The 15,172-nt window shown below is 67.5% G+C and carries 12 protein-coding genes; 5 read left to right on the top strand and 7 right to left on the bottom strand.

Translation table 11 applies throughout. The features are described 5' to 3' along the window. Positions 1-8: 8 nt before the first annotated feature. Positions 9-1,346: a sugar MFS transporter gene (locus tag FBX97_RS18120; protein WP_221631822.1), complete on the bottom strand. Its 1,338-nt coding sequence runs from the start codon at positions 1,344-1,346 to the stop codon at positions 9-11. Between the two features lie 485 nt (positions 1,347-1,831). On the opposite strand from FBX97_RS18120, the gene FBX97_RS18115 reads away from it, so the two are divergent. Together FBX97_RS18115 and FBX97_RS18110 are read left to right on the top strand one after the other, a co-directional pair. Further along, complete coding sequence (locus FBX97_RS18115) at positions 1,832-2,167, top strand: signal protein (protein ID WP_141834227.1); 336 nt, start codon at positions 1,832-1,834, stop codon at positions 2,165-2,167. A 122-nt stretch (positions 2,168-2,289) separates the two neighbouring features. After that, positions 2,290-2,895: an SRPBCC family protein gene (locus FBX97_RS18110; RefSeq protein WP_141834224.1), complete on the top strand. Its 606-nt coding sequence runs from the start codon at positions 2,290-2,292 to the stop codon at positions 2,893-2,895. Here FBX97_RS18110 and FBX97_RS18105 read toward each other — a convergent pair. The 6 genes from FBX97_RS18105 to FBX97_RS18080 all read right to left on the bottom strand — a co-directional run bounded on the left by FBX97_RS18105 (position 2,892) and on the right by FBX97_RS18080 (position 10,122). Next, the gene (locus FBX97_RS18105; protein WP_141834221.1) at positions 2,892-3,935 is read right to left on the bottom strand and encodes an AbrB family transcriptional regulator; all 1,044 of its coding nucleotides are present in this window, start codon (positions 3,933-3,935) and stop codon (positions 2,892-2,894) included. The genes FBX97_RS18110 and FBX97_RS18105 overlap by 4 nt on opposite strands. A gap of 17 nt (positions 3,936-3,952) precedes the next feature. Beyond that, on the bottom strand, positions 3,953-5,026 hold the full coding sequence (locus tag FBX97_RS18100) for an ABC transporter ATP-binding protein (protein WP_141834218.1): 1,074 nt from the start codon (positions 5,024-5,026) through the stop codon (positions 3,953-3,955). Between the two features lie 19 nt (positions 5,027-5,045). Beyond that, positions 5,046-6,857 (bottom strand): iron ABC transporter permease, encoded by a 1,812-nt coding sequence (locus FBX97_RS18095; protein WP_141834215.1) that lies wholly within the window; start codon positions 6,855-6,857, stop codon positions 5,046-5,048. Positions 6,858-6,927: 70 nt separating this feature from the next. After that, complete coding sequence (locus FBX97_RS18090; RefSeq protein WP_141834212.1) at positions 6,928-8,022, bottom strand: ABC transporter substrate-binding protein; 1,095 nt, start codon at positions 8,020-8,022, stop codon at positions 6,928-6,930. 28 nt (positions 8,023-8,050) lie between these two features. Then, complete coding sequence (locus tag FBX97_RS18085) at positions 8,051-9,025, bottom strand: tripartite tricarboxylate transporter substrate binding protein (RefSeq protein WP_141834209.1); 975 nt, start codon at positions 9,023-9,025, stop codon at positions 8,051-8,053. A 35-nt stretch (positions 9,026-9,060) separates the two neighbouring features. Continuing rightward, positions 9,061-10,122: a porin gene (locus FBX97_RS18080; RefSeq protein ID WP_141834206.1), complete on the bottom strand. Its 1,062-nt coding sequence runs from the start codon at positions 10,120-10,122 to the stop codon at positions 9,061-9,063. Positions 10,123-10,283: 161 nt separating this feature from the next. Between FBX97_RS18080 and FBX97_RS18075 the strand changes: the two genes are divergently transcribed. The 3 genes from FBX97_RS18075 (at position 10,284) to FBX97_RS18065 (ending at position 15,169) form a co-directional block, all read left to right on the top strand. After that, on the top strand, positions 10,284-10,973 hold the full coding sequence (locus FBX97_RS18075; RefSeq protein WP_141834203.1) for a response regulator: 690 nt from the start codon (positions 10,284-10,286) through the stop codon (positions 10,971-10,973). 14 nt (positions 10,974-10,987) lie between these two features. Beyond that, complete coding sequence (locus FBX97_RS18070) at positions 10,988-12,490, top strand: sensor histidine kinase (RefSeq protein ID WP_141834675.1); 1,503 nt, start codon at positions 10,988-10,990, stop codon at positions 12,488-12,490. 246 nt (positions 12,491-12,736) lie between these two features. Further along, complete coding sequence (locus FBX97_RS18065) at positions 12,737-15,169, top strand: membrane-bound PQQ-dependent dehydrogenase, glucose/quinate/shikimate family (RefSeq protein ID WP_141834200.1); 2,433 nt, start codon at positions 12,737-12,739, stop codon at positions 15,167-15,169. The last annotated feature ends 3 nt before the right edge of the window (positions 15,170-15,172 follow it).

Raw genomic sequence — 15,172 nt, 5'->3', positions numbered from 1 at the left:
AATCGGTATCAGGAAGCGGCGCCCCAGCTGCGCATGCGGTGGCCGACGGCGGCGTACCAGAAGATCAGCCCGTAGCACGGCAGCAGCAGCCAGTAGGCGGCGCGCGGCGTGACGCTATCGGACAGGTGGCCATACAGGAGCGGCAGCAATGCGCCGCCGGCGATCGCCATCACCAGCACCGCCGATCCGCTGGCGGTATGGCGCCCCAGTCCCGCGAGGGCCAGCGGCCAGATCGACGGCCACACCAGGGCGTTGGCCAGGCCCAGCAGCGCCAGGCACATCACCGTGTCCGGCACCGCCGGCACGCCGGCCCAGCCCACCAGCACCTCGGACAGGCGGGTCGACTCGGCCGACATCGTCGTCACGCCGACCGTGAACAGCACGCCGGCCAGGGCGGACAGCATCAGCGCGCGCTGCTGGGACAGGAAACGCGGAATCGCCACCGCGCCGACCAGGTAACCGATCACCATGCACACCATCGTGTACGAGGTCAGCACACCGAAATGGGCGACCTTCAACTGTTGGCCATACAGGCCGATGGTGTCGCCGGCGATCACTTCGACGCCGACATAGCCGAACAGCGCGGCCGCACCCAGCACCAGCTGGGGGAACTGGAGCACGGAACCCGCTTCCACCCTGCTCCCGGCCTCGTCGGCGTCCATCGGGATCTCGCGCAGGCGCGACAACTGGATGAACACCATGATCGCAAACAGCAGCACCGCCATGCAGGCGTACGGAAACACCAGGCGCTGGGCCAGCGTGGCGCGCATCGCCTCCTGCGCTGCCGGCGCCAGCGCGGCCAGGCCGGCCGGCGAAAAGCTGTCGATATCCTTGAGCATCAGCGACGAGAATACCAGCGGCACCACGACGCCGGCACCCTTGTTGAACAGGCCCATCACGCTGATGCGGGTCGCCGCACTCTCGCGCGGACCGAGGCAGACGATGTACGGGTTGATCGCAGTCTGCATCAGGGTCATGCCGGTGGCCAGCGTGAACAGCGCAGCCAGGAACAGTCCATACCAGGTGGTCTGGGCCGCGGGAATGAACAGCAAGGCGCCGGCCCCCATCAGGCCCAGGCCCAGGGCCATGCCCTTCTTGTAGCCGGTACGCTTCAGGACCGCGGCGGACGGCAGCGCCATCACCGTGTAGGCGATGTAGAAGGCGAAGGTCACCCACAGGGCCTGGAAATTATTCAGGCCGCACACGATCTTCAGGAACGGAATCAGCGAGCCGTTCAGCCATGTGACGAAACCGAGGATGAAGAACAGCAGGCCGACGAACAGCATGCCGACCACCACGTCGGTGCGCGAGTCCGCGACCGGCCTTTGCGACGATGCGGCACTCATTTCCATGCCGGACCACCCTGGACGGCGACGGCGCGCGTCTCCTTGCACCTGGCCGCGAAGCCGAATTCGAGCTGTTGCATTCACGTCTCCCTGGTTATCGATGACGCATGCTAACAGCGGCGCACATGCATGGCTATCCGGCCAACTTTTTACTTAAGCCCTTGATTATTCATCGGATTTTCTGGAGACCACAGTGCGGCGCTTACACTTCTTTACGTAAGGCCCGGCTTCCCCCGGCTTGAGCGCGCATGCGCATGCCGAACTGTTTGCAAAACTTTACAAAACAGCGAAAAAGATTACACAGATGTGCGGCGGAGGCGACGTTTGGCGGGGCACTGCACAATCATGCCGGCCGCACCAGGCCATCGGGCGATCCGGCCATTCGCAAGATTACAGTTCAATCATGTTCGCGATCAAACCAGCCCTACCCTACTAGAATGAGGTCCCGGCTGTTCCAGCCCGATGACCGATGATTGGAGAATACGATGAAAAAAACCCTGGCCCTGCTCGTGAGCGCCCTGCTGGCCACCGCCGCGTTTGCCCAGACCACAACCGTGCCGAACCCGCTGTCCCCGTCGGCGGGCGCCGTTACCAGCCAAGCCCCGGCCAAGACCGCCCCCGCCAAGCCGGCGAAGACGACCACCCAGACCACCGAAGCGCCTGGCGGCGGCCCCGGCAAGGTCTGGGTCAACAGCGCGAGCAAGGTCTACCATTGTGCCGGCACCAAGTACTATGGCAAGACCAAGAAGGGCGAATACATGGCCGAAGCCGATGCCAAGGCCAAGGGCTATCACGGCGTGAACGGCAAGGCCTGCTCCTGACCACTGCGCAGCGGCATCCTGTATCGACCGGCTGGCGGCTGCCGGCATGCGCAGCCCGCTGGCCGGCACAGCCTTCGATTCGCGGATAATATGGGCTTCTCCATCAGCCCCATGCCCGCAACATGTTCGCTTCCCTCGACCTCCGGCGCGCGCGCTCGGTCTTATCCCTCGCTTTACTGCTGGCCGCACCGGTGGGCAGCCATGCCGCACCGGCCGACGACGACATCCAGGTCAAGGTGGAACGGCATGGCGAGTCGGTCACCGTCCATGCGCAGCTGTCGGTCCCCGTCGACGCGCGCCAGGCCTTTGCCGTGCTGACGGACTATGACCACATGAAGCAGTTCCTGCCCGACCTGGACGAGAGCCGCATCCTCTCGCGCACCAGGGACGGCCTGCTGGTGCGCCAGGCGGGCAAGGTGCGGTTCGGGTGGTTTGCCGTCCCGTTCGAGTACGTGCGGCGGGTCGAGCTGACGCCGGATACCCGGCTGGTGTCGCATATCGTGTCGGGCAGCGTCAAGAAGGGCGACGTCACGACCACGCTGACCACGTCGAACGGACGCACGCTCATCACCTACGACAGCGAAGCGGCGATGGGCGTCTGGCTGCCGTTCGGGATCGGCAATGGAGCGATCGCCGACCATCTGCGCCAGGACCTGGACAGCATGCGCACGGAAATGCTGCGCCGCAAGGGAGCTGCCATTGCCGCCGGCGCCGCCGATGCCCGCTAGGCAGGCCGGCGCAGGCGCTGCCAGCCGCGGTAAAGCGGACCAATGGTCAGCACCACGAACATCATGCGCGATACGTGGAACGCCGTCACGACCGGCACGCCGAGGTGCAGCACGCGCGCCGTGAGCGACATCTCGGCAATCCCGCCCGGCGAGGTCGCCAGGATCATGGTGCCGGGATGCAGCGACGTCACCTGCGCGACCACCATCGCGAACAGCCCGGCCAGAAGCAGCATGGCCAGCGTACACCCGGCCACGGCAGCCAGGTAGCGCGGCGCCGTATGCACGAAGGCCCGCGTGAAGCGCGTGCCCAGCGAAACGCCGATCAGCAGCTGGCCGCAGCGCACCATCCACTCCGGCAGGCGCGACAGCTCGATGCCGGCCGCGGTCAGCGCCATGGCCATGAGCAGCGGTCCGATCACCCAGGCGTTCGGCAGCCGGATGCGCTTGAGCAGGAGCGCGCAAACGCTGGTGAGCAGCGCCAGCAAGGCAAGGCCGGCGCCGTCGACCCGCGCCGCCAGCGGCAGGAAGGCATCCAGGCCATCGCCCCAGCCGTGGCGGCCGAGCCAGCGCACCGTGAACGGAATCGTCGCCACCACCAGCATGATGCGCAGGCTGTGCGCCGCGGCGACGCGGTCGACCGCGGCGCCATGGCGCTCGGCCTGCACCGCCATCTCGGACGCGCCGCCGACCGCCATCGCAAAAAACGCGGTGGCGGCGTCGCAGCCGGACAGCCGGCGCAGCAGCGCGCCGCAGGCGATGCCGAGGCAGACGGTGAAGGCCACCGCCAGCACGATCCACGCCAGGTTGCGCGCCAGCGCCGCCAGCACCGGCGCACTGAAATACAGCCCGAGCGCGGTGCCGATCGCCCACTGCCCTGCCTCGCGCGCCTGCACCGGCGCGGCCAGGCGCGCGCCCAGCATGCAGGCGGCCGCGGTCGAGAACAAGGGCCCGATCATCCAGGGCAGCGGCGTGTCGAGCGCGACGCAGGCCATGGCGGCGATGGCGGCCAGCACCAGGGCCGGCACGAAGGTGCGCAGCATCGCCGGCGGCCGGGTGTTCAGAACACCCAGAGCTTCTCGGCCGGCATCTCGAGCCAGTAATTGCCCGGATCGATACGGTGCCGCGAATAGGCGCGCACGTTCGCTTCGCCGCTCTTGAACAGGCATTCCCAGCGGTCGCCCAGGTACATGCAGGTCGACAGCGGCAGCTGGATGCCGTTGTCGACCGGGGCGCGGCCGATGCGGACTTCCTCGACCCGGATCAGAGCGACCGTATCGCCGGCACCGCCGGCGCCGCGCGCGGTCGCGTTCAGCGCCATGCCGCCCACCTGCAGGCGCGCCGCGGCCCCGTCGCGCTGCACCACCTGGGCCGGGATGCGGTTGTTACTGCCCATGAATTCGGCGGTGAACAGGGTATCCGGCGCTTCGTACATCGATTGCGGCGTGCCCTGCTGCTCGATCTTGCCGTTGTTGAGCAGCAGGATGCGGTCCGAAATGGCCATCGCCTCGGCCTGGTCGTGGGTCACCATCAGGGCCGACAGCCCCAGGCGCACGATCAGCTCGCGCAGGAAGGCGCGCGCTTCCTCGCGCAGCTTGGCGTCGAGGTTGGACAGCGGCTCGTCGAGCAGGATCACCGGCGGGTTGTAGACCAGCGCGCGGGCGATCGCCACGCGCTGCTGCTGGCCGCCCGAGAGCTGGTGCGGGAAGCGTTCGCCCAGGTGGCCGAGGCCGAGCTGGGACAGCACTTCCTTCACTTTCTGTTCGATGTCGCGCCCCGCCATCTTGCGCAGCCTGAGGCCGTAGGCGACGTTGTCGAACACGGTCTTGTGCGGCCACAGCGCATACGACTGGAACACCAGGCCGAGGTTGCGCTCCTCGGCCGGCAGTTCCAGCGTGCGGCCGGCGCCGCCGCCGTTGAACACGCGGCGCTCGCCGATGTCGATGGTGCCCGACTTCGGGCTTTCCAGGCCGGCGACGGCACGCAGCAGCGTGGTCTTGCCGCTGCCCGAGGGTCCCAGCAGCGCCACCACTTCGCCGCGCTGCAGGTGCATCGAGACGCCTTTCAGGATCGGGTTGGCGGAAGCGCCGCTGCCGTAGTCGAGGTGCAGGTCATTGACGGTCAAAACGTTCATGGTCGGGTCTCGTCTTATATTAGTTGTGAAGCTTGACGCCGAAGCGCAGCGCGATGCCCAGGCCGATGGCCACGAGCGTGATATTGATGAAGGAGAGGGCCGCCACCAGGTCGGTCGAGCCGCCGGCCCACAGCGAGACCAGCATCGCGCCGATCACTTCGGTGCCGGGCGAGAGCAGGTAGACGCCGGTGGAATACTCGCGTTCGAAGATCAGGAACACCATCAGCCACGCGCCCAGCATGCCGAACTTGATGAGCGGCAGCGTGACGTCGCGGGTGACACGGCCGCGGCTGGCGCCGACCGCGCGCGCCGCCTCTTCCAGCTCGGGTCCGACCTGCAGCAGCGAAGTCGAGACCAGGCGCATGCCGTAGGCCAGCCACACCACCGAATAGGCCAGCCACAGCGCGAAGATGGTCGAACGCAGCTGGCGCAGTTGCGGGATGAAGTGTTCCGACAGCCAGGCTGCGACGCCGTTGTCCATGCCCTTCAGGACCGTGTCGAGCCAGCTCGGCACGAACAGGAAGACCCACAGGAAGGACAGGCCGGCCAGCAGGCCCGGTACCGCACGCGGCACCAGCACGCTGTAGTCGAGCAGGCGCGTCACGCCGTCCGGCTTGCGGTGCATCGCCAGCGCGATCGCGGTGTAGCAGGCCACCGCCAGGGCGCCGCCGATCACGCCGATCAGGATCGTGTTGACGATGCCGCGCACCAGCGACGGCTGTTCCCAGATATCGCGGAAGTGCTGCAGGGTCAGCACGTCGGCCAGTTTCACGCCCTCGCCCCAGTACTGGACGAAGGAGCGCAGCACGATGCCGGTCAGCGGCAGCACGATGGTGACCAGGATCCAGCCGCCGATCACGGCCAGCGCCAGCCACTTCCAGCGACCGAGCGGCAGCGGTTTCTGGCGCGCGCCCTTGCCCTTGATCGACACGTACTTGTTGGCCGACTTCAGCAGCCAGCGCTGCGCCATCACCAGCGGCATCGTCACCGCCACCAGGCACACCGCCACCGCCGCCATCAGGTGGTAGGACGGCGTGCCCAGCTTGTTGGTCAGTTTATAAAGGTAGGTGGCCAGCACCAGGTGGCCTTCCGGGTCGCCCAGCACCAGCACCAGGCCGAACACCTCGAAGCCGAGGAAGAACACCAGCACGCCGGCATACGCCAGGGCCGGCATGATCATCGGCAGCGAGACGTTGAACATGACGCGCCACGGCGAGGCGCCGGACACGCGCGCCGCTTCCTCCACGTCCGAGCCGAGGCTCTTCAGGGCCGACGACGCGTACAGGTAGACGTGCGGCACGTGGGTCAGGCCGGCGATGACGACGATGCTGGTGAACGAGTACACGTTCCACGGAATCACGCCGAGCAACTGGTGGATCCAGGTCGAATAGAAGCCCACCGGACCCATCGCGACCACGTAGCCGAAGCCCATCACCATCGGCGAGACGAAGATCGGCACCAGCAGCAGCGGCCCGATCCAGCCGCGGCCCGGCAGGTCGGTGCGCACCATCAGGAAGGCCAGCATGCCGCCCAGCGGGACGGCGATCGCGGCCAGGCCCGAGGCCAGCAGCAGGCCGTTCTTGAAGGCGAGCCAGAAATCGGCGTCCTCGAAAATGAAGCGGAAGGCGTCGAGGCCCAGCACCTTGTCCGGCATGAAGAACGGCGCCGACAGGACACTCTGGTAGAAGATCAGGAACAGCGGCAGGAAGATCGCCAGGCAGGTGAGGACGACGACGATGGCGCGCGGCCAGTTCAGGCGCGGGCGGCGCGTGGCGCGTTGGCCGTCGGCACCTGTCGATTTGACGGCGCCGGGCAGGGAAAAAGTAGGCATGGGAATATCCGATCGAGGAGGTCCACGGCGGACGCGAAGTCCGCCCCGGGTGCTGGCTGACGGCGCCGGCTCATTTTTTGCCGGCGGTTTCCTTCCACTGCTTCAGGAAGGCCATGCGCTTGGCCGGCGCCAGGTATTCCATCACGGCCGGGCCGACCGCCAGCGGTTTCAGGTTCTTTTCGCCCACCTGCTTGATCAGCTCCGCGGAGGTGGTCTCGCCGCTCACGTCGGCGCGGATCGCGAACAGCTTCGACTCGTTGGCGATGACGGTCTGGCCGCGCTTGGACAGGATGTAGTCCATCCACAGCTTGGCCGCATTCGGGTGCTTGGCCGACTTGTTGATGAACTGGACGCGCGACATGACCAGGGTGTAGTCCTTGGGCAGCACCACGCCCAGCGAGGGATCGTTCTTGGCGCGCACCAGCGCGTACGGGCCCAGCACGTTGTAGCCGATCAGGTTCTCGCCCGACGAGATGCGTTCGAGCATGGTGCCGGTCGAGGACTGCACCCGGACCCTGGCGGCGCCGAAGGCCTGCTGCAGCGCGCCGAACTGCGGGAAGTCCTGGGCGTCCTGGGTCATGAACATGAAGCCCACGCCCGACTTCTCGATGTCGTAGGTGGTGACCTTGTCCTTGAATTTCGGCTGGGCGATGATGCGCGCGAAGTCGGCGTGCGTCTGCGGGATCTCCGCGCCCGTCACCAGCCGCTTGTTGTAGACGAATACGGCCGGTTCGTAGGTGGTGCCGTAGGCCATGTCCTTCCACACCGCCCAGCCTGGAATCTTGGCCGCCTCGACCGATTTGTAGGGGAGCGCGTAGCCGCCGGCCGCCAGCTTGATCTGCAGGTCCATCGCGGACGACCACAAGGCGTCGGCGGTATCGCCGCCGGCTGCGGCTTCCGAGATGAAGCGGTTGTACACCTCGGTCGAGTTCATGTCGTTGTACTCGACGGTGATGCCCGGGTAGAGCGCGTTGAAATCCTTGACCAGCGGCTGCACCGCCTTGCTGTCGGTGGCGCCGTACACCACCAGCTTGCCCTCCTTCCTGGCGGCATCGATCAGTTGCTGGTAAGTGGCCGGGTAGCCGGCCGGCACCTGTGCCAGGACCGGGGCGGCGGCGAATGCCAGGGCGATGGCGGCGGCGCCGATGGTGGGTTGGAAAGTCATGTCTGTCTCCTGGTTGTAGGGATATAAATCAGTGCTCGCGCACGAGGTTGAACTGCCTGGCCTGCCGCTTGTAGTCGGCCACGGCCTGTTTGATATAGCGGGTCAATGCATCGCCGGTCAGGGAAAACGGGTACAGCCCGGCCTGGGCACGCATCCGTGCGAACTCGGGCGACGCCTGGACCTGGTCGAAGGCCCGGACCCAGCGCCGGTAGTCGGCATCGGATACGCCGGGTCCCATCCACAGGCCGCGGATCAGGGGCCAGACCAGGTCGTAACCCTGTTCGCGCGCGGTCGGCACCGCCGCCAGCACGCCCGGCAGGCGCTTGTCCGCGAGCACGGCCAGCACGCGCACCTTGCCGCTGTCGGCATACAGCGAGGTTTCGGAAGCGTCGCTCGACACTGCCTGGACGTAGCCGGCCTGCATCGCCGTGTATTCCTCGCCGCCGCCTTCGAGTGCGACGAAGCGCAGCCGATGCGGATCGACGCCGGCCAGCTGCGCCAGCATCGCCATCTTCATCCAGTCCTGGCTGCCGACGGTGCCCGACATGCCGATCAGGACCGCCTGCGGATCGCGCTGCAAGGCCTGCACCAGATCGCGCAGCGTGCGGTAGGGGGAATCGGCCGGCACGGCGATCACGCCGTAGTCGGCGCCGAGTCCGGCGACCCAGCGCACGTCGTCCGCACCGGCCTTGCCGAATTTTCCCTGGGCCAGGTTGAGCAGCGAGCCGCCCGAGAACGCGACCAGGGTGTCCGGCTCGGCGCGGCGTTGCGACACGATGGTGTGCCAGGCAACAGCGCCGATGCCGCCCGGCATATAGCTCAACTTCAGCGCCGGCGTGCCGGGCACTTCCAGCAGGGCTTTGCGGGCCAGCTTGCAGCTCAGGTCCATGGCGCCGCCCGGCTTGGACGGCACCAGGCATTCGGCAGCGGCCGGCTGGCCCGCGAAGGCCGGCAGGCTGGCCAGCAGCGGGATCGATAACAGGAATGTGGGCAATGTTTTCATGGCGCCATCATAGCCGTGGGACCGGGCCGCTACCGTCAGAAGCGATGCTGGATACCGGCGGTGACGCCGGTCTGGGTGGTGCCGCTGCCCGGGTCGTCGCGCGACAGCCCGACCAGCTGGCCATGGTCGGCGCTTGCGTGCGCCGCCGACAGGTAGAGGTCGGTGCGCTTCGACAGCGAATACATGGCGCGCGCCACGATCATGGTCGGGTCGGCGTCGCGCGCGGTGGGCAGGTTCCTGGTGTTGATGTGGTAGACGGCGCCGGTCAGGGTGGTCTTGCCGGTCACCCAGGTGATGCCGCCCCAGTAGGTATCCCCGCGCAGGTCGGGGGTCGCGGCCTTGCCGGCTTCCATCTTGTAGCCGCGCATGCCGGCCACGTAGCGCCACTGGCCGCTCTTGTAGTCGGCGCCCAGGTGGAAGGCGGTGGTCTTGTCGCGGTTGCCGGTCGCCGGCAGGATCGACCCGTTGACCTGCTCGTAGGCGGCCATCAGCGACAGGCCGCCGGCGGTCCAGGCGCCGCCGACGGCGTACTTGCGGCCGTCCGGCGTGTTGCCGGGCTGCTCGCCGAGGCCGACGCTGGCGCCGTAGCTGAAATTGCCGGTGCTGCCGCTGTACTTGACCAGGTTGTCGAAGGCCGTCGTCATGCCGTACTTGGACGGGCCGGTGGCGGCACCGGTCGTGGCCCACGAATAGTTGGGTGCGAAGCCGAGCGGATCGAACTTGATCACCAGGTCATAGGTGGTGGTGAAGGAACGGCCGATCACCACGCGGCCGAAGCGCCCTTCCAGGCCGACGTTGGCCTGGCGCTTGAACAGCGCGCCGTCGGCGGCGCCGGTATCCAGCAAGATGCCGCCCTCGAGGTTGAACACCGCCTTCAGGCCGCCGCCCAGGTCTTCGCTGCCGCGCAGGCCCCAGCGCGAGGTGTTCTTGCCGCCCGAGATGACGCGCACCATGCCGCCGTCGTTGGCGCCCGCGTGGTTGACGGCCTCGACGCCGGCGTCGATCAGGCCGTACACCTGGACGTTGCTCTGGGCATGGGCGGAATTGTTCAGGGAAAGCGCTGCCAGAACGGCGAGCGCAAGGGCCGACTTCGTCATGTTATCTCCGGTAGTTATAATCGTTATGTGCTACGTGTTTGAGGCAACTATATGCGGGGCATGCTTTCAATCAGCTTTCAGTGGCAGCGGACGCTGCTGTGGAAACCACGTAGTGGGGCAAGCACTTTCCGAAGCGAACGCTTTGCGCTTACACTGAAAGCATGAGAATCCTGTTAGTCGAAGACCACGTCGAGCTGTCGCACTGGGTGTCCAAGGCCTTGCGCGACGCCCGGCTCACCGTCGAGTGCGCGGCCACCGGCACCGATGCCGACGCCCTCCTCCATACCCAGGACTATGCCCTCGTCATCCTGGACCTCACGCTGCCCCGGATGGATGGGCTGGACGTGCTGCGCCGCCTGCGCGCGCGCGGCGGCGCGCGCGGCAAGACCCCGGTGCTGATCCTGACCGCGCGCGGCGGCCTCGAGGAACGCGTGCAGGGGCTGAACCTGGGCGCCGACGATTACCTGGCCAAGCCGTTCGAACTGGCCGAGCTGGAAGCGCGCGTCAAGGCGCTGCTGCGGCGCAGCATCGGCAACGAAGCGCTGGTGTACCAGTGCGGCCAGCTCAGCTTCGATACCGTCACCCGCATGTTCACCTATTGCGGCGAAGCGCTGGCGCTGACCCCGCGCGAGCACGCCCTGCTGGAAGCGCTGATCGCGCGCCCGGGCCGCGCCCTGTCCAAGGAAAAGCTGTTCCAGGACGTATTCTCGCTGGACGACGACGCCAACCTCGACGCCATCGAACTGTATATCCACCGCATCCGCAAGAAGCTCGACCGCCGGCCGGACGGCGGCGCCGCCATCGCCACGCTGCGCGGCATCGGCTACCTGATGCAGGAACGTCCGGCCTGAGGCCGTCTTCCATGATGCTGGCCTTGCGCACCTTCCTGGTCCGGCGCGCCGCTGCGGCCGCGTCCGCAGCGTCCGGCCAGCCGGCACCGCTCGGCAGCCTGCGCAACCAGCTGCTGCGCTGGCTGATCATCCCGCTGGTGGTGCTGGTCGCGCTTAATTCGGTCTCGCTCTACCGCGACGCGCTCGCGGCCGCCGATATCGCCTACGACCGCTCGCTGCTGTCATCGACGCGCGCGCTGGCGGAACGGGTGTCGGTGCGCGGCGGCAAGGTGGTGGCCGACGTGCCTTACGTGGCGCTCGACAGCTTCGAGACCGACACCCTCGGGCGCATCTATTACAAGGTCAGCGGCCTGCGCGGCGAGACCGTGTCCGGCTACGACGACCTGCCGCCGGTGCCGAAGGATGCGCCGCGCTCGGAACTGTATCCGGCCCTGGTGCGCTTCTACCATGCCGACTACAACGGCGAACCGGTACGCATCGCGGCCCTGCTGCAGCCGGTGTACGACGATTCGATGCGCGGCATCGCCCTGATCCAGGTCGGCGAAACGCTGGACGCCCGCCGCGCGCTGTCGCGCCGCATCCTGGTCAACACCCTGCTGCGCCAGGCGGTGCTGGTGCTGGCCGTGGCGACCCTGGTCTGGTTCGCCGTCGGGCTGGTGCTGCGGCCCCTGATGCGCCTGAAGAACGAAGTCGAGACGCGCGACCTGTCCGACCTGTCGAACATGGACGAAGCGCTGGTGCACAAGGAAGTGCGGCCGCTGGTGGCGGCGATGAACGGCACCATGGCGCGCATGCAGGACCTGATTGCCAGCCAGCGGCGCTTCATCGCCGACGCCTCGCACCAGCTGCGCACGCCCCTCGCCGTGCTCAAGACCCAGGCCGAGCTGGCCTTGCGCGAAGACGACGCGGCGGCGATGCGCGCCATCGTGCGCTCGATCGCCGGCACCACCGATTCGGCGGTCCACCTCGCGAACCGCCTGCTGACGCTGGCGCGCATCGAGCACGGCAGCGGCAATGCCCATGCCGAGCCGGTGTCGCTGACGGCCGTCGCCGGCAGGGTCGGGCTGGAGCTGGCCCTGCCCGCGGTGCAGAAAGGGATCGACCTGGCCCTGGAAGCCGCGGACGGCGCCGACACGACGGTGCGCGGCCAGGAACTGCTGCTGCACGAGCTGGTCTCCAACCTGGTCGACAACGCGATCCGCTACACGCCGGCCGGCGGCAGCGTGCTGCTGCGCCTTGGCCGCGCGGACGCCGGTGTGCTGCTGGAAGTGATCGACAGCGGCCCCGGCATCGCGCCGGAGGAATATGAGAAGGTGCTGATGCCGTTCTACCGCGCCCAGTCGACGCTCGACGTCAACCCCGGCGGCACCGGACTCGGGCTGGCCATCGTGCGCGACATCGCGGGCGTGCATGGCGCCACCCTGGCGCTCGCCGCAGGTGAAGGCGGCGCGGCCGGACGCGGCCTGAAGGTGAGCGTGCTGTTCGCGCTGCCCGCCGACGCGCACGATCCATCTTGAACACCTCCGGCAGCCCATTTTTGCAACATCCGCAGCAATTAACCAACTAGTTAGTTATAATATGGCCCGCGGCTTGTTTCAGCCAAGCCCACTTGACACTGCGGTGCTGGTCGAGCGTCCCGACGACCGGCGTGCTGCCTGTGCAGCGCGGACGCAAACGCGCGCCTTCCCCGGCGCGGTCGATGCCCTGTTCGACCCTGCGTGGCGCCGCCTTCATGCAGGATAAGTTCTCGGAGAGATATTCAAATGACTAAAAGCGAAACCCATCCTTCAGCGGCGCTGAAGGCCGGGTGTGTATTGCTCGGGCTCGTCTTACTGGCTACCGGCCTGTTCTTCTTCGTCGGCGGCGCCAAGCTGGCGGTATTGCACGGCAGTCCCTACTTCCTGATCGCCGGCGCGGTCATCGTGATCGCCGCCATCGGGTTCATGCGGCTGAAATCGTCCGCCGTCACCGTGTATGGGGCCGCATTCGCCGGCACCCTGGTCTGGGCGCTGGCCGATGTCGGCTTCGATTTCTGGCCGCTGGTGTCGCGCCTGATGCTGCCCACCGGCCTGATGGTGCTGGCGCTGCTGGCCTGGCCGTCGTTGCGCAAGCGCGAGGCCCGGACCACCGCTGCCAAGGGTGCCTACGCGCTGGCTGCCGTGCTGGCGGTGGGCATGGGCGCCACCTTCGTCCAGATGTTTGCGCCGCACCCGACCGTCGCCTTCCAGGGCACGCCCACGCCACTGGTGCCGGTTGCCCGCGGCCAGGAACAAAAGAACTGGAGCCACTACGGCAATACGGCGGGTGGCAGCCGCTTCGCCGCCATCGACCAGATCACGCGCGACAACGTGAAGGGCTTGAAGATCGCGTGGACCTTCCATACCGGCGACACCCCGGTCAGCCCCACCGGCAACGGCGCCGAAGACCAGGAAACCCCGCTCCAGGTCGGCGACCGCATCTTCCTGTGCACGCCGCATAACAACGTGATCGCCGTCGACGCCGACAGCGGCAAGAAGATCTGGGAGCGCGACATCGATGCGCAGGCGCAGGTCTGGAACCGCTGCCGCGGCCTCGCCTATTTCGATGCGACCCAGCCCCTGGCGCAGCCGACCCTGGCCGGCGCCTCGCCCGTGGCCGCGGCCACGCTGCCGCCTGGTGCCAACTGCCAGCGCCGCCTCTTGATGAATACCATCGACGCGCGCCTGGTCGCCATCGACGCCGACAGCGGCGCCCTGTGCCAGGGCTTCGGCAAGGACGGCTTCGTCGACCTGAAGGCGGGCCTGGGCGGCGCCGACGATCCGACCTACCAGCTCACCTCCGCACCGACCCTGGCCGGCACCACCGTGGTGGTAGGCGGGCGCGTGGCCGACAACGTGCAGACCGACATGCCGGGCGGCGTGCTGCGCGGCTTCGACGTCGTTACCGGCGCGATGCGCTGGGCCTTCGATCCGGGCCGCGACAATCCGAACGCCCGCCTGCAGCCGGGCCAGACCTTCGCCCGCAGCACGCCGAATTCGTGGGCGCCGATGTCGTACGACGCCGCAATGAACACCGTCTTCATCCCGATGGGCAGCTCCTCGGTCGATTTGTGGGGCGGCAACCGCACCCCGCTCGATCACCGCTACGCCACCTCGATTCTGGCGCTCGACGCCGGCACCGGCAAGCAGAAGTGGGTGTACCAGACCGTCCATAACGACCTGTGGGACTTCGACGTGCCGATGCAGCCGAGCCTGATCGACTTTCCCGGCAAGGACGGCGCGACCACGCCCGCCGTGGTGTTCGGCTCGAAGTCCGGCCAACTCTTCGTGCTCGACCGCCTGACCGGCAAGCCGCTCACGCAAGTCGAGGAGCGTCCGGTCAAGATCGCCGGCATCTTCAAGGAGCAGTACTCGCAGACGCAACCTTTTTCCACCGGCATGCCGAGCATCGGCGCCGACACCCTGAAGGAATCGGACATGTGGGGCGCGACCCCGTTCGACCAGCTGATGTGCCGCATCAGCTTCAAATCGATGCGCTATGAAGGCCTGTTCACGGCGCCGGGCACCGACGTCTCGCTGAGCTTCCCCGGCTCGCTGGGCGGCATGAACTGGGGCAGCCTGTCCACCGACCCGAATCACCACGTCATCTTCGTCAACGACATGCGCCTCGGCCTGTGGGTGCAGATGATCCCGCAAAAGACCGATGCCGGCCCGGCCAGCAACGGCGGCGAAGCGGTCAACACCGGCATGGGCGCGGTGCCGCTGAAGGGCACGCCGTATGCGGTCAACAAGAACCGCTTCATGTCGCCGCTCGGCATTCCCTGCCAGAAGCCGCCGTTCGGCACGCTGTCGGCGGTGGACCTGACGACCCGCAAGGTGCTATGGCAAGTCCCGGTCGGTACCGTGCAGGACACCGGTCCGTTCGGCATCAAGATGGGTATGAAAATGCCGATCGGGATGCCGACCTTAGGCGGCACGCTGGCGACCCAGGGCGGCCTGGTGTTCATCGCCGGCACCCAGGACTACTACCTGCGCGCCTTCGACAGCGCCACCGGCAAGGAAGTCTGGAAAGCGCGCCTGCCGGTGGGCAGCCAGGGCGGGCCGATGAGCTACGTGTCGCCCAAGACCGGCAAGCAGTACGTGCTGATCTCGGCCGGCGGCGCACGGCAATCGCCGGACCGCGGCGACTACGTGATCGCCTATGCGCTGGAGCGCTGATCC

Origin of the sequence: Herbaspirillum sp. SJZ107 (assembly GCF_006715485.1) — a bacterium.
Classification (GTDB): domain Bacteria; phylum Pseudomonadota; class Gammaproteobacteria; order Burkholderiales; family Burkholderiaceae_D; genus Telluria.
The sequence above is the reverse complement of the archived record's forward strand: the minus strand, read 5'-3'. Positions and strand labels throughout refer to the sequence as shown.

What these genes read in the sequence shown, in the direction of transcription:
- FBX97_RS18105 (WP_141834221.1), bottom strand. Translation starts at nt 3,935, where the DNA reads ATGCTGCGCACCTTCGTGCCGGCCCTGGTGCTGGCCGCCATCGCCGCC.
- FBX97_RS18070 (WP_141834675.1), top strand. Translation starts at nt 10,988, where the DNA reads ATGCTGGCCTTGCGCACCTTCCTGGTCCGGCGCGCCGCTGCGGCCGCG.
- FBX97_RS18120 (WP_221631822.1), bottom strand. Translation starts at nt 1,346, where the DNA reads ATGAGTGCCGCATCGTCGCAAAGGCCGGTCGCGGACTCGCGCACCGAC.
- FBX97_RS18095 (WP_141834215.1), bottom strand. Translation starts at nt 6,857, where the DNA reads ATGCCTACTTTTTCCCTGCCCGGCGCCGTCAAATCGACAGGTGCCGAC.
- FBX97_RS18085 (WP_141834209.1), bottom strand. Translation starts at nt 9,025, where the DNA reads ATGAAAACATTGCCCACATTCCTGTTATCGATCCCGCTGCTGGCCAGC.
- FBX97_RS18075 (WP_141834203.1), top strand. Translation starts at nt 10,284, where the DNA reads ATGAGAATCCTGTTAGTCGAAGACCACGTCGAGCTGTCGCACTGGGTG.
- FBX97_RS18090 (WP_141834212.1), bottom strand. Translation starts at nt 8,022, where the DNA reads ATGACTTTCCAACCCACCATCGGCGCCGCCGCCATCGCCCTGGCATTC.
- FBX97_RS18065 (WP_141834200.1), top strand. Translation starts at nt 12,737, where the DNA reads ATGACTAAAAGCGAAACCCATCCTTCAGCGGCGCTGAAGGCCGGGTGT.
- FBX97_RS18080 (WP_141834206.1), bottom strand. Translation starts at nt 10,122, where the DNA reads ATGACGAAGTCGGCCCTTGCGCTCGCCGTTCTGGCAGCGCTTTCCCTG.
- FBX97_RS18115 (WP_141834227.1), top strand. Translation starts at nt 1,832, where the DNA reads ATGAAAAAAACCCTGGCCCTGCTCGTGAGCGCCCTGCTGGCCACCGCC.
- FBX97_RS18100 (WP_141834218.1), bottom strand. Translation starts at nt 5,026, where the DNA reads ATGAACGTTTTGACCGTCAATGACCTGCACCTCGACTACGGCAGCGGC.
- FBX97_RS18110 (WP_141834224.1), top strand. Translation starts at nt 2,290, where the DNA reads ATGTTCGCTTCCCTCGACCTCCGGCGCGCGCGCTCGGTCTTATCCCTC.